At 72.1% G+C, this 24,627-nt stretch carries 10 protein-coding genes; 8 read left to right on the forward strand and 2 right to left on the reverse strand.

Annotated features, from left to right (window positions below; all coding sequences use genetic code 11):
- Positions 1-581 precede the first annotated feature (581 nt).
- From HNQ61_RS07550 to HNQ61_RS07565, 4 genes are all read left to right on the forward strand, one after another.
- Complete coding sequence (locus HNQ61_RS07550; RefSeq protein ID WP_170039476.1) at positions 582-2,180, forward strand: SulP family inorganic anion transporter; 1,599 nt, start codon at positions 582-584, stop codon at positions 2,178-2,180.
- Between the two features lie 128 nt (positions 2,181-2,308).
- The gene (locus HNQ61_RS07555) at positions 2,309-2,968 is read left to right on the forward strand and encodes a carbonic anhydrase (RefSeq protein ID WP_170039479.1); all 660 of its coding nucleotides are present in this window, start codon (positions 2,309-2,311) and stop codon (positions 2,966-2,968) included.
- 98 nt (positions 2,969-3,066) lie between these two features.
- Complete coding sequence (locus tag HNQ61_RS07560; RefSeq protein ID WP_183685569.1) at positions 3,067-4,134, forward strand: histidine kinase; 1,068 nt, start codon at positions 3,067-3,069, stop codon at positions 4,132-4,134.
- On the forward strand, positions 4,131-4,832 hold the full coding sequence (locus HNQ61_RS07565) for a response regulator transcription factor (protein ID WP_170039485.1): 702 nt from the start codon (positions 4,131-4,133) through the stop codon (positions 4,830-4,832). Before HNQ61_RS07560 ends, HNQ61_RS07565 begins: the two co-directional genes overlap by 4 nt.
- Positions 4,833-5,337: 505 nt before the next feature.
- Here the strand turns inward: HNQ61_RS07565 and HNQ61_RS07570 are convergent.
- On the reverse strand, positions 5,338-5,916 hold the full coding sequence (locus HNQ61_RS07570; RefSeq protein WP_170039487.1) for a DUF4126 domain-containing protein: 579 nt from the start codon (positions 5,914-5,916) through the stop codon (positions 5,338-5,340).
- 136 nt (positions 5,917-6,052) lie between these two features.
- On the opposite strand from HNQ61_RS07570, the gene HNQ61_RS07575 reads away from it, so the two are divergent.
- The 4 genes from HNQ61_RS07575 to HNQ61_RS07590 all read left to right on the forward strand — a co-directional run bounded on the left by HNQ61_RS07575 (position 6,053) and on the right by HNQ61_RS07590 (position 10,736).
- Positions 6,053-7,150 carry a PA0069 family radical SAM protein gene (locus HNQ61_RS07575; protein ID WP_170039490.1) on the forward strand — a complete coding sequence of 366 codons (1,098 nt, stop codon included), beginning with the start codon at positions 6,053-6,055 and terminating at the stop codon, positions 7,148-7,150.
- A gap of 530 nt (positions 7,151-7,680) precedes the next feature.
- Complete coding sequence (locus tag HNQ61_RS07580; RefSeq protein ID WP_170039492.1) at positions 7,681-8,172, forward strand: cyclase dehydrase; 492 nt, start codon at positions 7,681-7,683, stop codon at positions 8,170-8,172.
- Positions 8,173-8,233: 61 nt separating this feature from the next.
- A complete protein-coding gene (locus HNQ61_RS07585) occupies positions 8,234-9,412 on the forward strand; it encodes a zinc-dependent alcohol dehydrogenase (RefSeq protein ID WP_170039495.1) in 1,179 nt (392 codons plus the stop codon).
- Positions 9,413-9,629: 217 nt separating this feature from the next.
- Entirely contained in the window at positions 9,630-10,736 is a 1,107-nt protein-coding gene (locus HNQ61_RS07590; protein ID WP_170039498.1) for a two pore domain potassium channel family protein, read from the forward strand.
- A gap of 731 nt (positions 10,737-11,467) precedes the next feature.
- On the opposite strand, the gene HNQ61_RS07595 is transcribed toward HNQ61_RS07590, so the two are convergent.
- Positions 11,468-24,484: a non-ribosomal peptide synthetase gene (locus HNQ61_RS07595; protein WP_170039500.1), complete on the reverse strand. Its 13,017-nt coding sequence runs from the start codon at positions 24,482-24,484 to the stop codon at positions 11,468-11,470.
- Positions 24,485-24,627: the final 143 nt, after the last annotated feature.

Here is a 24,627-nt window from a genome sequence, read left to right on the forward strand (position 1 = left end):
CCCCGCGATTCGCGGGGCGGCCGTTTTGTCGTGCACGTGTGGGGGCGGGCAGGATCCGTTCATTTCGGCGAGTGTGGCGCGGCGGCGGGCAGCCCTCACCCCCCGGCCCCCTCTCCCGCAAGCGGGAGAGGGGGAGACCTCAGCGCGTGGGCGGCGTCCGGCGTGGACGGCGGTCCATCGACGGGCCGCAGCGTTGTTAGTCTTTCCGGATCGACGGTTCGATGCTGATCGGCAGCGTGCGACAAGCATCTCATCAGGTCCGAACGCTCAGCGCGGGGCGACTTTTCGTTGTCGCGCTTCCCCGCTCCGCCGGGTGCCGCTGCTCCTGACGCGCGATCCGGCCGCATCGATCGAGGGGACTACGGCCGGATATCCGGAGAAAAGTGGCGGGATGCGGCGTTCGCACGCGCCGTGTACGACCGGCTCTGACAAAGGTCGCGCCCGCGTCCGACAGACAGGACCCTGCGCCATCTCTATCTTTTTGGCCATTCGTGAGAGGTGCGCACCCATCGGCGCATCCGCGGCGTACGCCCTTGAAGGAGATGGATAACGTGCAACGAGCCGTTCGCGCACCCAAGACCGTGAACCCTGAACCCCGCGCGGAGCTCACTGCGTCGGAGCCGCGCAGCGGGCCGGGCCCCAAGCCCGGCACCTGGCGCGACGACCTGGGCGCCGGCCTTGTCGTCTTTCTGGTCGCCCTTCCGCTGTGCCTGGGCATCGCGCTGGCCTCCGGCGCGCCGCTGGCCGCCGGGCTGGTGACCGGGGCCGTGGGCGGCCTGCTGGTGTCGCGCCTGAGCGGATCGCAGCTCATGGTCAGCGGCCCCGCCGCCGGCCTTACCGCCATCGTGCTGGCCGCGCTCACTGAACTCGGATCGTACCAGGTGTTTCTGGTGGCCGTGGTGCTCGCCGGCCTCATTCAGCTGGGGCTGGGCTTCGTCAAGGCGGGCGTCATCGGCTACTTCTTTCCGTCGTCCGTCATTCGCGGAATGCTGGTGGGCATCGGCCTGATCCTGGTGATCAAGCAGCTGCCGTACGCGCTGGGGCTGGCTGGCAAGAAGGGGCAGACGCCCGAAGCCGGAACGGGCGGCATGGGCGGCCCGCTGGACGAGATCGCGCATCACCTGTCCACCATCGCGCCCGCCGCGGCCGTGCTGACGGTGGTGTCGCTGGCCCTGCTGGCGTTCTGGCCGTCCATCATGCCCGCGCGCTTCCGCAAGATGCTTCCCGCGCCGCTGGCCGTGGTGGTGTTCGGCGCGGTGGGCGCGTGGCTGATGGGGACGATGTCGGCCGGCTGGGCGCTGCCGGCCGAGGCGATGGTAACCCTGCCGGTGCCGCAGACGTTCTCGGACCTGGCCACGTACTTCACCTTTCCCCAGTGGAGCGCGCTGGGCAACCCGGCGGTCTACAAGGTGGCCATCACCGTGGCCATTGTCGCCAGCCTGGAGTCGCTGCTGAGCCTGGAAGCCACGGACCGGCTGGACCCGCTGAAGCGCACGTCGTCGCCACACCGCGAACTGGTGGCGCAGGGCACGGGCAACATGGTGAGCGGCCTGCTGGGCGGCCTGCCCATGACGGGCGTGATCGTGCGGAGCGCGGCCAACGTGGACGCGGGCGGCCGCACGTGGCGCAGCAGCTTCATCCACGGCGTGCTGCTGGTGGTGGCCGTGGCGAGCGTGCCCATGCTGCTGAACCACATTCCACTGGCGGTGCTGGCGGCGGTGCTGATCTACACCGGCTTCAAGCTGGCGCACCCCAAGCAGGCCGTGGACGCGTGGAAGCGCGGGCCCAAGTACGCCATTCCCTTCTTTGCTACGGTCATCGCCATTCTGGCGACCGACCTGCTGATCGGGATCGCGGTGGGGCTGGCCATCGGCATCTTCTTTCTGCTGCGCGACAGCGCGCGCAACGCGTACTCGTTCGAGCGCTCGGAGTCTGAGGACCACCACCGCATTCGCCTGACACTGGCGGAAGAGGTGACGTTCCTGAACAAGGCGCAGATCAGCACCGCGCTGCAGACCCTGCCGGAAGGCGCCACCGTGACCGTGGACGCCAGCCGCTGCAAGCACCTGGACGACGACGTGGTGGAGCTGCTGCACGACTACCGCGAAACGGCGCAGAACCGCGGCGTGCACCTGGTGCTCAAGGGCGTGCCCGGCGCGCCGATGGCGATCATGCACTGAAAAACGAAGTGCGGAAGTGCGGGGTGCGTGAGTGCGGGAGTGCGTTCGCGTCCTGGCCCGCCCCGGTGCGGCGGCCCGCCACTTACGCACTTACGCACTTACGCACTTTCTCCTTCCCGAGGATGACCATGTCGATCGAGAACCTGATTGAACGCAACGGCCGCTGGGTAGAGGACTGCACCGCGGAAGACCCGGACTACTTCCGGCGCATCGCGGCGGAGCACAAGCCCAACTACCTGTACATCGGCTGCAGCGACGCGCGCGTGCCGGTGAACACGCTCACGCAGACCGGCCCGGGCGAGCTGTTCGTGCACCGCAACGTGGCCAACCAGGTGATGGCCACCGACGCCAACCTGCTCGCCGTGGTGCAGTACGCGGTGGAAGCGCTGGGAGTGAAGGACATCATCGTCTGCGGCCACGAGGAGTGCGGCGGCGTGCGCGCGGCCCTGGGCTCCGGCGCGCCCCTGCAGGTGGAGCACTGGCTGTCTGGCGTGCGCAACACCGCCCGCCTGTACGCCAAGGAGCTGGACGAACTGGACGAGGAGGCGCGCATGCGGCGTCTGGTGGAATTGAACGTGATCGAACAGGTTTACAACCTGAGCCGCATTCCGCTGGTGCAGGACGCCTGGGAGCGCGGCTCGGAGCTGCGCATTCACGGCCTGGTCTACGGCCTGCACGAAGGCCGGCTGCGCAACCTTGGCGTGACCATGAGCGGCCGCACCGCGGACCTGCACCCGGGCACGCTGGCCGACGCCACGACGGGGCCGGTGCTGCTGCGCGCGGGATGAGCACCACGGCGGCGGGCGCACGGCCCGCCGCCCGCACCACGGCAGACGGAAACCGGGTGGATTCAGGAACGGACCGAGTACCATCCACAGACACGCGCGTGACCGGGGCGGCGCCTGCCGCCGGCCCGGCCCCGCACGGGGACCCGGCGTCCCCTTCCGCCCCGGCAAAGGGCGGAAGGGGACTTCTGCGCATTCCCCTGCTGCAGAAGCTGGTGGTTACCGACGTGCTCATCAACGTGGTCGCGTACATGGTGATGCGCGGCGCCAGCCCGCAGTACGTGGACGAGATCATGATTGCGTCGCTGCTGGTGACGCTGCTGCTCAACACCGGGCTCGTGTACTGGTCGCTCCTTCCCCTGCGCACGCTGGAGATGACGGCCGGGCGCGTGGCCGCGGGCGACCTGGCCGCGCGCGTTTCGTTTTCCCGCTTGGCGGATCGCAACGTCAGCCGCATCGGCACCACCATCAACTCGCTGCTTGACCAGCTGCTGGCGGATCAGGCGCGGGTGCGCTACCTGACCGCGCAGGTCATCGGCGCGGCGGACGCGGAGCGCGCGCGTCTTGCCCGCGAGCTGCACGACTCCACCGCGCAGTCGCTGAGCGCGGTGGAAATGCTGCTGACGGCCACGTGGAACGATACGGGGCCCGATGCGCCCAAGGGGGTGCTGCGCGAGCGCATCGGGGTGATGCGCGAGGTGGTGACGGATGCGCTGCGCGAAGTGCGCACGATGTCGCATCGCGTGCATCCCAGCGCGCTGGAGCACCTGCCGCTGGAAACGGCGCTGGAGGTGCTGGCCCGGCGCACGCTGGAGCAGACGGGCGTGCACAGCGAGATGGAGGCGAGGGTGCACGCGCCGCTTTCGCCGCGGGTGGCGTCGGTTCTCTACCGCGTGGCGCAGGAGGCCATTGGCAACGCGCTGCGGCATGGGCGCCCGGAGACGGTTTCCGTGCGGCTGGAGGTGGATTACACCCGCGCCCGCCTCACCATTCACGACGACGGCGGCGGATTCGACGTGGCGCGCGCGGAATCGGCGCGCACGGGGATGGGATTGTTCGTGATGCGGGAACGGCTGGTGCTGGTGAACGGGGAACTGGGGATCGAGAGCGGGATCGGACGCGGCACCACCGTACGCGCCGTGGCTCCGAACGTGATGGAGAAGGCATGAGCGGCACACCGGGCGCGCCACGGACGGGACCCATTCGCGTACTGCTCGCGGACGACCACAGCGTGCTGCGGCTGGGGCTGCGCGCCCTGCTGAGCGCGGCGCCGGACATCGAGGTCGTGGGCGAGGCCAGCGACGGCGCCGAGGCGCTGGAGCAGGTGGAAAGGCTGCATCCCGACGTGGTCATCATGGACGTGACGATGACGGGAATGGATGGGGTGACGGCCACGCGCGAACTCACGCGCCGCAACTCGTCCGCCGCGGTTCTCGCCCTCACGATGCACGACGAGGAGGCATACCTGGTGCCGCTGCTCAAGGCGGGCGCGCTCGGCTACGTCGTAAAAAGCGCGGCGAGCGCCACCCTTCTCGCCGCGGTGCGCACGGTGGCGGAGGGGCGGCGGTTCGTGCGGCCGGAGGCGGCTCCCGTGCTGGCGGAGGAGCTGGTGCGCAGCTCGTCGGCGGATGAAACCAGGCAGCGCTACGACTCGCTGAGCGAGCGGGAGCGGACGGTGTTTCTGCTGATTGCGCAGGGGTATTCCACCTCGCAGGCCGGGGAGCGCCTGTTCATCAGCGCCAAGACGGCGGATACGTACCGGCGGCGCATCAACGCCAAGCTGGGCACGACGGAGCGGGCGGATTACGTGCGGCTCGCGCTGGAGCTCGGCCTGCTGAACTCGCGCGCTGAGGGCGACGCCGGGTGATCCGCCGATGGCGCGAAGAGTTGCGCGTGAACCCGGCTCCCGGCGCGCCCAGTCTGTCCTGAGCGGATGAATCCGCCGCTCGAAACGCGGGAAGCCCCGACACGCCGCCCACAGGCGCCGTTCGGGGCTTCAACTGCATGCGGGGCATGGGGTCATGCGTTACGGACGATGCCGTCGCTGCGGAGAGGCCCCCTCTCCCCGGCCCTCTCCCCCGCTCCGCGGGAGAAAGGGAGACCTCAGCGCGAGCACATGCGGCGGTGAGAACCCCGGCATTGACGCATGATGATGGTTCCTACGCAGTTGAAGCCCCGATCATGGACGCGACAGCGGCCATGCGTCGGGGCTTACCGCTGTTTGAGCGGCGGATTCATTCGCTCTCGTGGGGGAGGGTGGGCCGGTGGTGCCGGCCCGGGTGGGGGCCGCCCTGGAGCCCGCCCGCCGCGCCTCCATCCAATCACGCGCGGTTGAATCCTCACGGGAGGACCGTGACGCGCTCCGCCGGGATTCACCCCGAAGCCGCCTGCCTCCGGGTCCGCTTGCGGATGCGGATCGCGAAGCGGACCAGCAGAAACAGCATTACCGCGAGCAGCACCAGCGCTACCACCGGCGCCAGGAATGCGAGCGCGATCGATCCAATAGCCGCCACGTCCTCTACCACGCTCAGGATCGGATTGCCGATTCCGCCCGTCGCGGCGGTGCTCCCCACGCGCGCGGTCGCCTTGGCCGAGTGCACGCCCAGCGCGAGCGGCGCCCCCAGCACGATGCCGATCCCGATGGCGTACTGCGGGCTGAGCTGATACAGAAACGGCGTCGCGGCAAGGACGGCGAGCCCCGGCTTGGTGAACAGCTGGATGGAGTCCAGCGCGTGGTCCACCAGCGGCACCTTGTCGCCCAGGATCTCGATGAGCGTGGCGATGCCGAACGCCAGCACCGTTTCCGGGCGCGCCAGCCACTCCAGATTCTGCGGCAGCGGAACGTGCAGGGTCCACGCGGCCAGGCTGGCGCTGAACACGGGCAGAAACGCGCGCAGCCCTGCGCAGGCGGCAAGCACGATACCGAACGCGGCGGCGGAAAGTGCGTCCATGTCGGGGGCGGAAGTGGGCGGACGTGGCGGGAAGCGAATGGACCTGAACTTCGTTCCCGCCACACGATTACACAATCCCTGCACCCTCGCCGAAACCGTTGCTTTCGGCGTTCATTCGGTTTATCATTCGGGCATGATGAAACCGAATCCGCGCCCGCAGACCGGGGGCGAGGCGCCGCTGGTTCAGCTCCGGGGACGCGGCACCGCGCAGAACCCCAGAAACCGCTTCGTCTCCGCCGAGTTCGTGGCGGACCCGGAGGCGTACGACCCGGACGAGCCCGGTCCGCGGACGCAGTTTCTGCGCGACCACACGCGCAACATCATCTCGCGCAACGACAGCCCCGACATCCCGTTCGACGCCAGCGTCAACCCGTACCGCGGCTGCGAGCATGGCTGCGTGTACTGCTTCGCGCGTCCCACGCACGAGTACCTGGGCTACTCGTCCGGGCTGGACTTCGAGACCAAGATCCTGGTCAAGCACGACGCGGCGGAACTGCTGCGCAAGGAACTGCTGGCCGCCAGGTGGGTGCCCCGCCCCATCGCGCTCAGCGGCGTGACCGATCCGTACCAGCCGGTAGAGCGCCGGCTCAAGATCACGCGCGGCGTGCTGGAAGTGCTGGCGGAGTTCCGCAACCCGGTCGCCGTCGTCACCAAGAACCACCTCGTCACTCGCGACGCGGATCTGCTGGCGGAACTCGCCTCGCACAACGCCGCCGTGGTGAACCTGAGCGTGACTACGCTGGATGCGGAACTTCAGCGCACGATGGAGCCGCGCGCGGCCACACCGGCGCGGAGGCTGGACGCCATCCGCACGCTGTCCGAAGTGGGCATCCCCGTCCGCGTGCTGATCGCGCCCGTGATCCCCGGGCTGACGGATCACGAGATGCCGGCCATCGCGGCGGCGGCGGCGGAAGCGGGGGCCGTGGCGGCGAGCTACGTGCCGCTGCGGCTGCCGTTCGCGCTCAAGGAACTGTTCGAGGGATGGCTGCAGACGCACGTCCCCGACCGCGCGGACAAGGTGCTGAACCGCATTCGCGACATGCGCGGCGGCAAGCTGTACGATGCACAGTTTGGAACGCGGATGACGGGCGAGGGAATCTTCGCCGTGCAGATGCAGGCGCTGTTCAACACGGCCTGCCGCAAGGCGGGCCTGACGCGCGATTTCCCGACGCTCTCGACCGAGGCCTTCCGCCGTCCCCACGACGCACGCGGCCAGATAAGCCTGTTCGACTGAGGACGGGGGCCGGCGTCTGACTTCCTCGGGCGACGCCGCCTCTGTCGTGAGAACAAGACCGTGGAACGGAGTCCCGCCGGTGCCGATCATCACAAGCGCGTTTCCATCGCCATCGTCTCCATTGAGGATCGTTCCACCGCGGCTCAATGGCCGTCCTGGCTGTCGATCCAGCGGCGGCGCTTCCCGCGGAACGAAAGGTCGATTCGCCTGACTGATTCATAGACGGGGCGTGGCCGCACACTCTCGTGAGGAAACTTCATCGGTGGAGACTCGGGCAGAGTTCGCGGCCTAGAGCCCTCTCTGTGTGACCGACGAGAATCCCGCCCGGATTTCAGCTGAAATCCGGGCGGGATTACGTTATCCGAACTCACCTGATCCCCGCGATCAGACGCGTGATCCGTCTGTAGCACACGCCCGGGTTCTGTGCGCGGGTGTCGACTACGCCGGTATGTGGCATGCTGCGGACTCCCCCCCGCCTCCCCGCCGGCTTCCCCGGCGCGGGTGGTCGTACTCCAACGCGGAGGGGAAGGATGGCAACGACGGCGGACGTTTCGCGCGCGCGGGCCTTTCGGCCGGAGGATGCGGCGGTGCTCGGCACCGGCACCCGCACTCCCGGCTGGGATCTCGCCACCGAGAGGAGGATCGACGACGGCGAAGCGATGGCGAAGGGAGTGGGGTGGTTCAGTATCGCGCTGGGGCTGGCCGAGGTGGTCGCCCCGGAAAAGATCGCGGGAGAGCTGGGGATGGAGGACAAGAAGAACCTCGTCCGGCTCTATGGCTTCCGCGAACTCGCCAAGGGTGTGGGAATCCTCTCCAATCGAAAGCCGGCCGGGTGGGTGTGGGGGCGGGTCGCGGGCGACGTGCTGGACCTGGCGACGCTCGCCAGCGGGCTGCGCAGCGACAACCCCAAGCGCGACAACGTCCTGAAGGCGATCAGCGCGATCGTGGGGGTGACGGTGGTGGACGTGGCCGTCGCGCGCCAGCTCAGCGAGGCCAGGAACGAGCGGGTGCGGCACGACTGACGGAGCGACGGCGCCCGCCGGTGCGGCGGGCCTTTCTCACATCCCGACCGGAGCGGTGACAATGAAGGCATTGAGCTGGCACGGGCGCGCCGACATGCGGTGCGAACAGGTCCCGGATCCCATCCTCGTCGATCCCACCGACGCCATCGTGCGGATCACCTCGACCGCGATCTGCGGATCGGACCTGCACCTGTACGACGGATTCAACCCGTTCATGGAGCCGGGCGACATCCTGGGCCACGAGCCGATGGGAATCGTGGAGGAGGTGGGGAGCGAGGTGCGGCGGCTGCGGAAGGGGGACCGGGTGGTGATTCCCTTCACCATCTCGTGCGGGGCCTGCTTCTTCTGCCAGAAGACGCTCTACTCCCTGTGCGAGACCACCAACCGCAACGCCGATCTCGCGCGCAAGGTGATGGGCCACACCACCGCGGGCCTCTTCGGCTACTCGCATTTGACGGGCGGCTATGCCGGAGGGCAGGCCCAGTTTCTCCGCGTTCCCTACGCGGACGTGGGGCCGCTCCGCATCGATTCTGACCTTCCCGACGAGCAGGTGCTCTTTCTGTCGGACATCTTCCCCACCGGGTGGATGGCGGCGGTGAACGCGGACATCGAGCCTGGGGACACGGTGGCGGTGTGGGGGTGCGGCCCGGTGGGGCAGTTCACCATCCAGAGCGCCTGGATGCTCGGCGCGGGGCGGGTGATCGCGATCGACCGCGTGCCGGAGCGGCTGGAGATGGCGCGCAGGCACGGACGGGCCGAGACGATCAACTTCGAGGAGGTGGGCGTCTACGACCGGCTCATGGAAATGACGAGCGGACGGGGACCCGACCGCTGCATTGACGCGGTGGGCGCGGAGGCGCACGGCACCGCGACGCTGGACTCGATGTACGACAAGGCCAAGACGATGCTGATGCAGGAGACCGATCGGCCGCACGTGATCCGGGAGACCATCATGTGCTGCCGGCCCGGCGGGACCATCTCCATGCCTGGCGTCTACATGGGCGCCGTCGACAAGATCCCGATGGGAGCCTTCATGAACAAGGCACTCACGCTCAAGACCGGGCAGACGCACGTCCCGCGCTTTCACGACGAGCTGCTGCGCCGGGTGGAATCCGGTGAGATCGACCCGTCCTTCGTCATCACCCACACGGTTCCCATCGACCGGGGGCCGGAGATGTACAAGACCTTCCGCGAGAAGGAGGATGGCTGCATCAAGGTGGTGCTGAAGCCCTGGGAATAGGACCGGGCGGCGGATGCACCGGCCCGCCAGCCGCCGCCGGCTGCCCCACGCTCGCACCGGGCATCGCCGTCGAGCGGATTGCGCGGCCCCATGATCGACGACGGGCGCGCCGCGGCGGCGCGCCCGTGACAGGATGGCGTAGCGGCGGCCCGGGCCGCCGCACGCCCGCGCACCGCTCGGGCGTATGCCGGGTCCCCCTCGTTTTCGGAGGTTGGCCATGCAGGACTGGCTTGAGCCGCTCGCCGGCGGCATCGTGCTCGCGATCACCCTGCTGGACGTGTTCCTCACCGTTCTGTACGCCCGGGCGGGCACCGGGCTTCTCGCGCCGCGGCTTGCCCGGGGCGTGTGGCGCGTGTTCCGCGGGCTGTCCGGGGGAGGAAGGCACGCCCGCATCCTCACCTACTGCGGTCCCGCGCAGCTCGTGGTGCTGGTGCTGATGTGGGGCGTGCTGCTGGCGCTGGGCGCCGGTTTGGTGATTCATCCCGCCCTCGGCTCCGGCGTCAAATCCAGCTCCGGCGCGACGGAGACCGATTTCATCACCGCGCTGTTTGTGGGAGGCAGCAGCATGTCCATCGTGGGGGCCAGCGACTATGGACCCACCACCCCGGGCTACAAGCTGCTGTTTCTGTTCAACTCGCTGGTGGGCATGTCGGTGACCTCGCTCACGCTCACCTATCTGATGCAGGTCTACACGGCCCTGCGCAGCCGAAACACGCTTGGGCTGATGGTGCACGCGCAGAGCGGCGAAACCGGCGACGCCGCGGAACTGATCGCGCGCTGGGGGCCGGAGGGACGCTTCGACGGCGGATACAACAACCTGTCGACGCTGGCCGGCCAGATGGCGGCGATCAAGGAAACGCACCACTTCTATCCCGTGCTGTTCTACTTCCGATTTGAGGAATCCTTTTACGCGGCGTCGCGCATGCTGCTGGTCACGCTCGACGCGGCCGCGCTGATCCGCACCGCGCTGGATCCGCGCGAGCTGGGCTGGCTGCAGAAATCCGCGGGCCTGGACGAACTTGAGCGGAGCAGCGCCCTGCTGCTGCGCACCCTCAGCCAGAACTTTCCGGTGCACCACGGGCCGTCGGCGGATCGCGAGCAGTCGCGTGAACGCGGGCGGCTGCGCTACGAGCGGGCCCTGCTGCGGCTGCGCGAGGCGGACATCCCCACGCGCCAAGACGCGGAGGCCGGGGCGCGCGAATACGTGGAACTGCGGGCGAAGTGGGAGCCGGACATCGCGGCGGTCGCGCCTGCGCTCGGCTACCGCATGGAGGAAGTGGACACGGCGGGTTACGGCGGGGCCTCTCGCGCCCCGGGCGGCTGAGAATGGGTTAGGGGTGCGGAGCCGGCCCGCGCCTGTCGACGCTGAGGCACGGGACGGCCCCGCATGGCCAGCAGCCGATTGTAGCCGCGCCTAAGCCAATCGCCGGTGCTGCTGTCTCGCTTCTTAATCTCTTCGGGTTAGTGCAGCTCGGAGCTTCGCCTCAACCTCTTCGCGCACACCAAGTTTCAGCGCCCCCTCAGCATCAAAAGCGTGCACGAGTCGGAGATACTCACGTAGCTCTGTCCCATTCGCCCCGTCTGGCGCCGCAAAGTACTGGACGAAAAAACCCAAGTTTGAGTAATAGCGTCGCCCAGGCGTGTCTGGCGCCACCGCATTCCCAACCAGCCGGTACGCGTCGATTAGCGTATCGACGGATTGCAGCTTCGGCAGGAAATCCTGCCAAGCTCGGCGGTCCGCCTCGATGCTCTCTTGACGCCGCTGAGCGGCGGTCTTGCGTGGTCTCGCCATCCTGCACTCAGAGTTTGGGAAGCGGCCTAACGGCACAAGGCTCGGGGGTGCGGGGCCGGCGCGCAAGGCTGTCGGCGGCGAACGTATGGACGGGCCCGTATCTCCTGCAGCCGATTGTCAGGCCGCACCCAGACCTGCGGGACGGCCGCCATCACATGGTCTGTTCGGTACCACAGGCGCGGCATGACAGCTTACTCAAAGTGCAGTACGCGCCTCAGCTTCTCCTGTGACTCGTCTGCCTTCTTCGCGAGCAAAGCGGCGGGTCAGGGATCGGTGCTTTGCGAAAGCAGGGCGGCCAGCAGTGTATCGACGTCGTCATCGGACATCGTGTCCACCGAATACGCGTCGATCGAATCCGCGCCGCCAATCTGAATGCTGTCCGTAGCGGCGGGCAACGCGCCGCAGCACGCCGCGCGGGCCTCGTCCACGGCCCGGGCCAGTTCGGCGAGCTGCGGGTGATAGAAGAGTTCGGTGGCGGCCACCCGCGTCCGGAAACGCTCGCTCACGCGCGACGCCGCCCGCAGCGCCAGCAGCGAGTGCCCGCCCAGTTCAAAGAAGTCGTCCCAGCGGCCCACCCGATCAACCCCCAGCAGCGCGCTCCAGATTCCGGCGATCGCCTCCTCCGTTTCGCCCGACGGCGCCTCGTAGCCGCGCCGCGCGTAGGCGCCGTTCGCCGGGGCGGGAAGAGCGCCGCGGTCCAGCTTGCCGTTGGGGGTGAGCGGCAGCGCGTCCAGGCACACATAGGCGGCCGGCACCATGTACTCCGGCAGCCGCTCGCCCAGGTGCGCCCGAAGCGTCGCGGCGTCCAGGGCACCGCCGGCCACGCAGTAGGCCACCAGCTGCGCGTGGCCGGGGACGTCCTCCCGCACCACCACCACCGCCTCGTGCACCGCGGGGTGCTCCGTGAGCCGCGCCTCGATCTCGCCGGGCTCGATCCGGAAGCCGCGCACCTTCACCTGGTGGTCGGCGCGGCCGGCAAAGGCCAGGCGCCCGCCGGAGAGCCACCGCCCCAGGTCGCCCGTGCGGTACATCCGCGCGCCGGGCCGGGGCGCGAACGGGTCGGGAACGAAACGCTCCGCGGTCAGAGACGGGCGGTGCAGGTATCCGCGCGCCACCCCGTCGCCGGCGATGAAAAGCTCCCCCGGCGCGCCGGTCGGCACGGGCTCTCCGTAGGGGTCCAGGACGTAGACGCGCGTGTTGAGCACCGGCCGCCCGATCGCCGCCTGCCCGCCGCCCGCGCCGAAGGAGCCGTCGCCGACGGCCTCGGCGGTGGACCAGACGGTGGTTTCCGTGGGCCCGTACACGTTCCAGAGCGCGCCGACGCGGTCCCGGACCGCCGCCGCGAGCTCCGCCGGAAGCGACTCGCCGCCGCAGAGCGCGCGCAGCCCCGGCGCGCCTTCCCATCCCGCCTCCACCAGCATGCGCCACGTGGCGGGGGTGGCCTGCATCACCGTGGCCGAGTGCGCGCGGATGGCGTCCGCGAGCGCCGCGGGATCGGCCGCCCGCTCCCGCGGCAGCACCACCGTCCGTGCGCCATGCAGGAGGGGGAGAAAGATCTCCAGGACGGAGATGTCGAAGGCGTACGTGGTGACCGCCAGCACGCGGTCCGCGGGCTCCATCCCCACGATTCCGCGCATGGATCGCAGGAGGTTCACCACGGCGCCGTGCGGGACGGCCACGCCCTTGGGCCGCCCGGTGGAGCCGGAGGTGTACATCACGTACGCCGGATGGTCCGCCTCCACCGAGATCCCCGCCAGCGCGGATGGATCGCCCACCGCCACCGCGCCGTCGTCCGTGAGGTCCAGCACCGGGACCCGCAACGCGCGGAGAAGCGCGCCTGTTTCCGCGCCGCGGACCCCGTGCACGAGCACCGCGGCGGGGGTGGCGTCGCGCAGAACGTAGCCCAGCCGGTCCGCGGGGTGCGAGGGGTCCAGCGGCACGTATGCGCCGCCGGCCTTGAGCACGCCGAGCATGGCCACCACCATCTCCGCGCCCCGCTCCACGCAGAGCGCCACCCGTGACTCCGGGCCCACGCCCGCCGCGCGCAGCCGCCGCGCCACCCGGCCCGCGCGCGCGTCCAGCTCCGCGTAGGTGAGGTGCTCCCCCTCGAAGTCCACGGCCACCGCCTCCGGCGTCCGCGCCGCCTGCGCCTCAAAGAGCTGGTGGATGCACACGTCGCGCGGATGAACCGCATCCGTGCGGTTCCACTCGTCCAGGAGCATCCGCCGCTCGCCATCGGACAGGAGCGGAAGGCGGTCGACGGGGCGGTCACCGGCGGCCGCCATCTCCCGCAGCAGACGGGCGAGGGAGCCCATCCAGCGCTCCACCGTAGCGCCGTCGAAGAGCGCGGCGGCGTACGTCACGTCGCCGCCGATGCGGCCGCCCGCATCCCCCAGCGCGAGCCACAGGTCGAACCGCGCCGCGGGCGCAATCGCCACGTCCAGTGCTCCGGCATCCAGCCCCGGCAGCGCCGACCCGCCCCGCCGCGCCTCTTCCCATGAGAACATCACCTGAAACAGCGGGTGATGCGCCAGGCTGCGCGCGGGCTGCAGCAGTTCCACCACGCGCTCGAACGGGAGCTCGGCGTGCTGCTGCGCCTCCAGCGTGCGCGCCCGCACCCGTGCCAGCAACGCGGCGGTGGAAGGCGAGCCGGCAAGGTCCACGCGCAGCGCCAGGGTATCGGCGAAGAAGCCGATCATCCCCTCCACCTCCTCGCGCCCGCGATTGGCCGAAAGCGTGCCCACCACCACGTCCTCCTGCCCCGCCAGACGGCCCAGCACCACCGTCCAGGCGGCCAGCACCGTCATGAAAGGCGTGGCCCCGTGGCGGCGGGAAAGGGTCCGTACGGCGGCGGACGTCTCCTCATCGAACGACACCGCCAGCGTCTCTCCCGCGGGGTCCTGCCGCGCCGGGCGGGGACGGTCGGTAGGCAGCGCCAGGAGCGCGGGCGCGCCGGCGAGCGCGGCGCGCCAGTACTCCGCCTGCCCGTCCAGCGCGCCGCCCTCCAGCCGGCGCCGGTGCCACGCGGCGTAGTCGGCGTACTGCAGGGGGAGCGGCGGGAGCGGATCACCCCCACCGCGGGAAAATGCCTCGTACAGCACCCCCAGCTCGCGGACCAGCACGTCGGTGGACCATCCGTCGGAGACCATGTGGTGCATGGTCAGCAGGAGCGCGTGATCGTCCTCCGCGATGCGCACGAGCCGGGCACGGGCCAGGGGGCCACGCTCCAGGTCGAAGGGCGCGCGCGCCTCCTCGGCCACGATCCGCCGCAGCGCCGCGTCCGCCTCCCGCTCCTCTTCCCCCGTGCCGCGGGCGAAGGCGGACAGACGCGCGGCAAGGTCGTCCACCGCGAGGGGGAACGATGCCGCCTCCGCCGGCGCGATCCGCTGCCGCGGCTCGCCGTCCACGACGGCAACGGTGGTCCGCAGCGCCTCGTGGCGCACGGCGATGCGGTGCAGCGCACGGCGCAGCGCCCCGGTGTTCAGCGGGCCGCGCAGCCGGAGCCGCTCGGAGACGTGCCACGCCCCGCCCAGGCCGCCCAGCTGCTCCAGGAACCAGAGCCGCTGCTGCGGGGGAGCCAGCGGCAGGCGTCCGCCGCGGTCCGCGGGTTCGATGGGGTCCGCGTGCGCCGCCCGCGCCAGCCCGCGCGCAAAATCCGCCAGCACCGGGCGCTCGAAGAGGTCGCGGAGGGTGGCCCCGGCGTCCAGCAGGCGGCGGACGCGGGACACCAGCCGCACGGCCAGGAGCGAGTGGCCGCCCCGCTCAAAGAAGTGGTCGCGGCGCCCCACGCCCTCCACCCCCAGCACCTCCGCCCAGATGTCCGCCAGGACAGTCTCCACCGCGCCGGCGGGCGGCTCGTACGGCCGGGCGGAGAACGCGTCCTCCCCCGGGGCGGGGAGCGACCGGCGGTCCAGCTTGCCGGTGGCGGTCAGGGGAAGCGCCGCCAGCCGCACGAACGCCGACGGAACCATGGGCTCTGGCAGATGAGCGGCCAGGTGCGCCCGCAGTTCCTCCGGCTCCACCCCGTCGCCCACCACGTACGCCACTAGCCGCCGCTCTCCGGGCGCGTCCTCGCGCGCGACGACCGCGGCCTCGCGCACGGCCGGGTGGGCGCAGAGCCATCCCTCCACCTCCCCCGGCTCGATGCGGAAGCCGCGCACCTTCACCTGCTGGTCGATGCGGCCCAGGTACTCGATGCTCCCGTCCGCGCGGTGGCGTGCCAAGTCGCCGGTGCGGTACAGGCGCGCGCCCGGCCCGCCGAACGGGTCCGGGACGAAGGCGGCGGCCGTCTTCCGGGGATCGCCCAGGTAGCCGAGCCCCACGCACCGCCCGCCCAAGTGGATTTCCCCCGCCGCGCCGCGGGGCACCGGCCGGCCGCGCCGGTCCAGCACCAGCGCCCGCGTGTTGGAGATGGGCGTGCCGATGGGGATGCGCGCGCCGCCGTCCGCGTGCACCTCGTGAAAGATGGAGCCGATGCTGCACTCCGTCGGCCCGTACAGGTTCACCACGCGCACTCCGGGGAGCGCGCCCAGGAAGCGGTACGTGGTCTCCGGCGTGATCTGCTCGCCGCCGACGACGACCGTGCGCAACGAGGCCAGCCGCGCCCGCGCGCCCGCGTCCGCCACCAGGTCGGGGACCAGGACGTTGAAGACGGAGGGGACGAAGTCCGTCATCGTCACCCCTTCTGCCTCGATCACCTCCAGCAGGTACCCGGCGTCCGCCTCGCCGCCGTCGCGCGGGATGACCGTGCGCCCGCCGTGCACCATCGGCCAGAAGAGCTGCCAGACGGCGCTGTCGAAGACGTGCCGCGTGGTCTGCAGCACGCACGCGGCGCTTTCCGCGCCCAGCCGCGCGCTCATCCAGCCGAAGCGGTTGGCGATGCCGCCGTGGTGCACCACGGCCGCCTTGGGAACGCCGGTGGATCCCGAGGTGAAGATGGCGTAGACCGGATCCGCCTCCCCTACCCCGCCGTCCAGCGTCTCCCCTCCCGAGTGCTCCTCGTCCCCCGGCTCCACGCCGGCGACCAGCACCGGCCACCCGAGCGCCGCCGCCCGCGGAGCCGACGCCGCGTCCGCCAGCACCGCCGCGGGACGGAGGGCGCGGACCGCCGCGCGCAGCCGCTCGTCCGGCCAGGCGGCGTCCAGCGGAACGAACGCCGCTCCCACCTTCATGGCGGCGAGCATGGCGACCGGCGCGGCCGGGCCTCGCTCCGCCAGCACGGGGACAAAGGCGCCCCGTCCCACGCCCCGGCCGCGGAGCACGCGCGCCAGCCGGGCGGCGCTCCCGTCCACCTGCGCGCAAGTGAGGCGCGTACCCTCGTGCACCACGGCCACGGCGCCGGGAGTGCGCCGCGCCCGGGCTTCCACAAGCCGGTGGATGCAGTCGTCCGCGGGGTACGCCGCGGCGGTCGCGTTCCACGCCTCCACCACCCGCCTGCGCTCCGCCTCGGTCAGCAGCGGGAGATCGTCCACGCGCAGCGTGCCATCCGCCGCCATGGCCGCCAGCGCGGCACGCAGGTAGCCCGCGTAGCGCTCCGCAGTCGCGCGGTCAAAGAGCGCCGTGGCGTACGCCAGTTCCCCCGCGATCCGCCCATCCTCCTCCGCCAGCGAGAGAGACAGGTCGAACTTGGCCGTTTCCACCGGCGGGTCGGGGATCTCCTGGACCTCCACCCCCGGAAGCCGCAGCGCCGCCGGGGCGGAGCCGCGCCAATCCAGCATCACCTGAAAGAGCGGTGTGTACGCGGGGGAGCGGGCCGGCCGCACCCGCTCCACCACCTGCTCGAACGGGATGCCGGAGTGCTGCTGCGCCTCCAGCGTCAGCGCCCGCACCCGCGCCAGGAGGCCGGCCACCGGCGGCGCGCCGGCCAGGTCGACGGGGAGCGCGAGGGTGTTGACGAAGAAACCGATCATCCCCTCCACCTCCTCGCCGCCGCGGTTGGCCGACGGCGTGCCCACCACCACGCACTCCTGCCCCGACAGGCGGGCGAGGACGGCCGCCCATCCCGCCAGCACCGTCATGAAGAGGGTGGCCCCGTGCCGCCGGGCGAGCGCCCCCAGCGCCGCGGAAAGCTCGCGGTCCAGCTCCACGGGGACGGAGCCGCCGGCGTGGTCCTGCCGCGCGGGGCGCGGGCGGTCCGCCGGGAACTCCAGCACCTCCGGCGCCCCCGCCAGCGCCTCCGTCCACCAGCGGGCCTGCGCCTCCAGCGCCTCGCCGGCCACGCGGCGCCGCTGCCACGCCGCCCAGTCGGCGTACTGCACCGGGAGCGGCGCGAGCGGATCGGGCTCGCCGCGCGCGAAGGCGGCGTAGAGCGCGCCCAGTTCCGCCAGAAGGACGCCCGTGCTCCATGCGTCGGAGACGGCGTGGTGCATCCGCACGACCAAGGCGTGGTCGTCATCCGCCAGCCGCACCAGCCGCGCACGGGCGAGAGGCCCCGCCGCCAGGTCGAACGGCGCCGCGCCCTCGGCGGCGATGATCCGCTCCAGCTCCGCCCCGGCGTCCGCGCGCCCGCGCAGGTCGTGCTCCACCACGCGGAACCCGCTCTGCTCCGCGGGGGCAATGCGCTGCACCGGCTCGCCATCCACCAGCGGAAAGGTGGTGCGCAACGCCTCGTGCCGCGCCACCACGCGGTCCAGCGCCCGAAGCAGCGCCGTGCGCTCGAGCGTGCCGCGGAGCCGCAGCGTGCGCCCCACGTGGTACGCGCTCCCCACCCCGCCCATCTGCTCCAGAAACCAGAGCCGCTGCTGCGGAAAGGAGAGGGCGGTCCGCTCCGCGGGCGGCGCGGGAAGGATCTCCGGCGTCCCCGCGCGCGCGGCGCTGGCCAGCGAGCGCGCGAAGTCCGCCAGCACCGGGTGCCGGAACAGGTCGCGGACCTGCACCTCCACCCCCAGCGCGCGGCGCAGGCGGGAAGCGGCCTGCACGGCCAGGAGCGAATGCCCGCCCAGCGCAAAGAAGTCGTCGCGGCGGCCCACCCGCTCCACCCCCAGCAGCGCGCCCCAGATGGCGGCGAGCGCCTCCTCCGCCTCGCCCGCCGGCGCTTCGTATCCGCGCCGCTCGTAGGCATCGTCCGCCGGCGCGGGGAGCGCCCGGCGGTCCAGCTTGGCGCTGGAGGTGAGCGGAAGCGCATTCAGCCGCACGTACGCGGCGGGGACCATGTATTCCGGCAGCCGTCCGGCCAGGTGCGCCCGCAGCGCCTCCGTGCGCACCGCCCCGTCCGCCACCACGTATGCCACCAGCCGCGCCTCGCCGCTCTCCGTCCGCGGCACCACCGCCGCGGCGCGGACGCCGGGAACGCGCCGCAGCACCGCGGCCACCTCATCGGGCTCCACGCGGTAGCCGCGAATCTTGACCTGCTCGTCGCGGCGGCCCACGAACTCGATGCGCCCGTCCGGCAGGCGCCGCCCCACGTCGCCGGTGCGGTACATCCGCCCGCCGTTCCCCGCGGGATCGGGAACGAATGCCCGAGCCGTCAGCGCGGGGCGCCCCCAGTAGCCCAGCGCCACGTGCGGGCCGCGGATGACGATTTCGCCGCGCGCGTAGACCTCGGGCGGCTCGCCCCCGTCATCCAGCAGCAGCACCTCCACACCCTCCACGGCGCGGCCGGCGGGGATGCCGTGGCCGTGCGGGCGGGAGCCGTGGTCCATCATCTCCTGCAGCGCCAGCGTGGACTCCGTGGGGCCCAGCCCGTTGACGAAGACGGCGCCCGGGCGGAATGTGCGCCGGAATCGCTCGAAGTCGGGGCGGAATACCGCCTCGCCCCCCAAGACCACCCGGCTGACGGAGGCGAAGTCGTCGCCCTCCCCGTCCTCCGCCACCACGGCGCGAAAGAGGCTGGGGGTGGAGTGGTAGAGGGTGATTCCCTCCGCGCGCAGCCACAGCGCCAGCCGCTCCACCCCTTCCGCGCGCACGTCAAAGAGGTGCAGGCTCGCCCCGTTCAGCAGCGCGCCGTACAGGTCCATCACCGCCGCGTCGGTGGCGTACGAGGCCGCCAGCATCAACCGGTCGCCCGGGGCGATGCGGAGGGCATTGGTGTAGGCGCGGATGTGGCCCAGGACGTTGCGATGGCTCTGCGCCACCCCCTTGGGCTCGCCCGTGGACCCCGACGTGTAGAGCAGATAGGCCACCGCCCCCGGCGCGGTGCCGATGCGGCCGAGCGCGTCCTCCTCCACCTGCCCCGGCGCGGACGGCGGATGCGCGGCGCTCACGCGAAGGACGGCGCGCGGCTCCGCGGCCGGCATTCCGTCCGCGCCGCACGCGATTCCCTGCCCCTCATCCCCGGATCCCCGCGTCTCCGCCAGCCGGCGCGCGGCCGCGACGTGCGGGTCGCCTGCGAGGACCATCGCGGCGCGGGCATCGTCCAGCACCCGGTGCATCCGCGCCTCGGGCCAGGCGGGGTCCAGCGGGACGTACGTCTTTCCCGCCATCAGCGAGCCCAGGATGGCGGCCACCATCGGCGCGCCGGGGTCGAACAGGAGCCCCACGCGGCCCTCGCCCGGGCCGAGCGCGGCGACAATTTCGTGCGCCACGCTCCGCGCGAGGGCGTCCAGTTGCGCGTAGCTCCACGCGCCCTCGCGGGTGCGCAGCGCGGTCCGCCCCGGGTGCGCGGCCGCCTGCGCGCGGAACCGCCGGTGGATCGGCTGATCGACTTCCTCCGCGCTGAAGGGGGTGTACGGATGCGCGGGCCGCACGCGGCGCGCCCCGGCCGCGGCCTCCGCCTGGCGCCGCTCCGCCGGGGAAAGGAGCGGAAGACGGTCGATCCGCCGCGAATCGTCCGCCGCCATCGCTTCCAGCAGGCGGACCAGGAACCCCGCCCAGCGTTCCACCGTCTCCCGGTCATGGAGCGCCGTGGCATACTCGATCCCGCCCACGATTCGCCCGTCCTCCTCCTCCAGAAAGAGCGAGAGGTCGAACTTGGCCGTCGTCCGCGCCGCGCGCTCCAGCGGCGACACGCGCAGGCCGGGGAGATCGAAGCGGCCCCGCGGGACGTTTTCCCACGTGAAGAAAACCTGAAAGACGGGAGTGTGCGACAGGCTGCGCGCGGGCTGCAGCAGCTCCACCACCTGCTCGAATGGGACGTGCTGGTGCTGCTGCGCGGCCAGTGCCCGCGACTTCACCCGCGACAGGAGTTCGGCCACGGTGGGGGCGCCGGAGAGGTCGGCCCGCAGCGCCAGCGTGTTCAGGAAGAGGCCGATCAGCCCCTCCAGCTCCGGGCGCGGCCGGTTGGCGGCCGGGGTGCCGACGACCACCTCGTCCTGGCCGGAAAGGCGGCCCAGCACCGCCGCCCACCCGGCCAGCAGCGTCATGAAGAGCGTGGTCCCGTGCCGCCGCCCCAGCGCGCGGAGTGCGGCCGACAGCTCCGCGCCGAGCGCGACGGGGACCACCGCGCCGGCGTGGTCCTGCTGCGGCGGGCGCGGCCGGTCCGCGGGAAGCTCTAGGAGCGGCGGGGCGCCGGCCAGCGCCTGGCGCCAGAACGCCGCGTCCCGGTCCTGCGCGTCGCCGCGGGCCCAGCGCCGCTGCCCCGCCGCGTAGTCCGCGTACTGCACGCCCAGCGGGGGGAGCGGATCATCCCGGCCGGACGCGAAGGCGGCGTAGAGGGCGCTCAGTTCCTCCGCCAGCACCCCCATGCTCCACCCGTCCGAGACGATGTGGTGCAGGGTGACCAGCAGCACGTGCTCGTCCTCCCCCACGCGGACGAGCCGGCCGCGCACCAGCGGCCCGCGGCGCAGATCGAAGGGCGCGTGCGCCTCCGCCTCGGCCAGCCGCGCCAGTGCCGCGTCCGCGCCGGGCCCCTCGCCCCGCGCACCCGTGAGGTCGTCGTCCGCGAGCGGAAAGGCGGCGCCCTCCGCCGGGGCGATCCGCTGCACAGGCTCGCCATCCACCTCGGCAAAGGTGGTGCGGAGCGCCTCGTGCCGCGCCACGATGCGGTCCAGCGCGCGGGCCAGCGCCGCCCGGTTCAGCGTGCCGCGCAGCCGCAGCCCCATCGGCACGTGGTACGCGACCCCGGCGCCGCCCAGCTGGTCCAGGAACCAGAGGCGCGCCTGCGCGAACGAAGCGGCGAGAGTCCCGCCCCGGTCGGCCGGCTGGAGGGGGACGAGCTCCGCGCGATCCACCCCTTCCAGGAAGCGCGCGAAGTCCGCCAGCACGGGGTGGTCGAAGAGGTCGCCCTGCGCCACCCCCGCGCCCAACGTCCGGCGCACGCGCGAAACCACCTGCATGACGGCCAGCGAGTGGCCGCCGATCTCAAAGAAGTGGTCGCGCCGGCCAATCCGCGGCACGCCCAGCACCTCGGCCCACACCTCCGCCAGCGCCGCCTCCGTTTCCCCCGCGGGCGGCTCGTACCTGCCCGGCCGCGCCTCCGCGTCGGGAGACGGGAGCGCCGCGCGGTCGATCTTGCCGTTGGGAGTGAGCGGCATCGCCTCCAGCACCACGTACGCGGCCGGGGCCATGTACGCAGGCAGGCGCCCGGCCAGGTGCTGGCGGAGCGCCGGAACCAGCACCCGCGCGCGCCGCCCGCGCATCGGGTCCGTGGCGTACGCGTCGCGGCCGGCGTGCGCCGGATGCAGCGGCGCCACGAAGGGACGATTCGCGGCCGGGCCCCGGGTGAAGCGCGCGTCCACGCGGCCGGGGTCGTCGCACAGCCGCACCTGCACCGTCCACCCCAGCGCCTCGCCCGCACGCCAGAGCGCGTCCGGGTCCACGCCCGCGGCCTCCGGCAGCCGCCGCACGTCCGCCACCGTCCGCGCTCCGCCCGGATCGCGGCGAATCTCCAGCGCCTTGAGCGCGCCGGCCACGAGGGCGTTGGGAATGCCCAGCACCACCAGCGAGGCACCCTCCTCCGCCTCCAGCCGCGCCCGCAGCGCCTCCGGCGTCAGCCGCGCCGAATCCCAGTCGATCCCGGGGCGGTCCTCCCGCTCCGCCTCCCGCGCACCCGCGTGAAGCACGACGTCATAACGGAAGGCGGTGAGTTCGTTGGCGAAGCGGCCGCGCTTCACCAGCGTCTCCACGGCGCCGATCTCCGGGATCTCCCGCGCCACCGAAACGAAGAAGGCGGGGTCGATCACCAGCTCCTCTTCCTGGGCCTGCGTCTGCTCCGCGCGCTCGCGCCACTCCGCCACCGTCCGCTCCGGCGGCGACGCGTGCGTTTCCACCGCGGTGCGAAAGGCGCCCAGCAGCCGCAGGTCGCGCACGTCGCCCACGAAGATCCGGCCCCCGGGGCGCACCAGGCGCGCGGCCCCCTCCAGCACCCGCGCCAGGTAATCCGCCCCCGGGAAGTACTGGACGACGGAGTTGATGACCACGGTGTCGAACGACCCCGGCTCCAGGCCGGCGAAGTCGTCGGCGGCGCGGTGCAGGAGCTCCACATGGCCCAGTTCCGGGCGGCGCGAGCGGAGCGTCCGCAGGCGCTCCACCCCGTGCGCGGAAATGTCGGTGCCCACGTAGCGCTCGCAGCCGGGCGCCAGGCGCCCGAGGAGGAGCCCCGTCCCGCATCCGATCTCCAGCACCCGCCCCGGCCGCGGCGCGGCGATGCGCGCCACCGTCGCCTCCACCCACTCGCGCATCTCCTCCGCGGGAAGGGGCTCCCCGGTGAAGCTGCTGATCCACCCGCTGACGTCAAAGGCGGGATCCGCGCCGGTGCCCGCGCCGCCGTAGATGTGGTCCCACGCGGCGGACCAGTCCGCCTGGTGCCCGGCCTCCCAGTCCCGGTCCTCCGCCTCCGCCGACGCCTCCAGCCCGTCCCGGTCGGGGACCACGTACGCCACCAGCCGCCGGTCGCCGGGCGCGTCCTCGCGCGCCAGGACCACGACCTCGCGCACCCCGGCGTGCTCGCGCAGACGCGCCTCCACCTCACCCAGTTCGATGCGATAGCCGCGGACTTTCACCTGCTGGTCCATGCGGCCCAGGAACTCGAGTGCGTGCGTCGGTGCGGGAGTCGTTTCGGACAGATCCCCGCCGCCGTTCCGCTCGCGCACCCGCGCGCGGTCGCCGGTGCGGTACAGCCGCCCGCCCGGCTCGCGGCCGAACGGGTCCGGGACGAAGCGATCCGCGGTGAGCGCGGGGCGGTTCAGATAGCCCCGCGCCAGACCGCTGCCGCCCAGGTACAGCTCGCCCGCCTCGCCCGGCGCAAGCGGCCGCATCCCGTCGTCCAGCACGTACGCGCGCGTGTTCGCGATCGGCCGCCCGATCGTCTCCGGACCGCCCGCCGCGCGCAGCGTCCACGTGCTGTAGGTGGTGTCCTCCGACGGGCCGTACAGGTCATGGACGCGTTGGATGCCGTGCGCGTAGAGCGCGTCCGCCAGCTCCGCGCGCAGCGGCTCGCCGGCCAGGTTCACCGTCGTGGCCAAGGGAGGAATCCCGCCGCTTCTCAGCAGCGCGGCGAGGGCGGAGGGGACGGTGTTGATCAGTCGCACCTGGTCCGCGGACGCCGAGGCGGCGAGGGCGAGCGCGTTCTCCACGACAATCACGCGGCCGCCCAGCGCGAGCGGAACGAAGATCTCGAATACGGAGAGGTCGAAGCAGATGGAGGTCGCCGCCAGGACGCCGGAGAGCTCGTCGGGCGTAAAGACGCCGGCCGCCCACGACAGGAAGGCGACGGCGCTCTGGTGCTCGATGGCCACTCCCTTGGGGACGCCGGTGGAGCCGGAGGTGTAGATCAGGTACGCCAGGTTCCGCGGCCCCGCTCCGCTCCGGGGCGCCTCCGCGCTTTCCGCCGCGATCTCGCCCGCGGCCGCGTCCAGGCTGAGGACCTGCACCCCGGCGGCGACCGGGAGCAGGCTGCTCAGCTTCTCCTGCGTCACCAGCACCGCGACGCCCGCATCGTGCAGGGTAAACGCCAGCCGCTCCGCGGGATACGCCGGGTCCAGCGGAACGTACGCCCCGCCCGCCTTCAGCACGCCCAGCATCGCGGCGATCATCTCGGTCCCGCGGTCCAGGCAGATCCCCACGCGCACCTCCGGACCCACCCCCAGGCGTTGGAGCCGGTGCGCGATCCGGTTGGCCCGGGCCTCCAGGCCGGCGTAGGTGAGCGCCTTGCCCTCGTGCAGCACCGCCACTGCGTCCGGCGTCCGCGCCGCCTGCGCCGCGACGAGTTCGTGGATGCACAGGCCGCGCGGATACGGCGCGTCCGTGCGGTTCCACTCCTCCACCACCGCCGCGAAGTCTGCCCTCGCCGGGATCCGCGATCCGTCCGCCAAGCCCTCGGCGCCGGGGTCCGCCGCTGGCTGAACGCCGGCCGGCGTGAGCGCCGCGGCATCCAGCCGCACGTGGAACGTGGAGGGGTGTGTCATTCGGGGCAGCGGAGAGGGAGAGGGTGCGGGATGGCCCGCAAGGATGGGAGTCGGTGATCCACGCGCCGCCGGGGAGAGGCGGCAGAGGCGCGCAGCGGGTCGGCGTGCCGCGCGGAGCTGCACCAACGGTGAGTTGTACCTTT

This window comes from Longimicrobium terrae (genome assembly GCF_014202995.1).
GTDB classification, from domain to species: Bacteria; Gemmatimonadota; Gemmatimonadetes; order Longimicrobiales; family Longimicrobiaceae; genus Longimicrobium; species Longimicrobium terrae.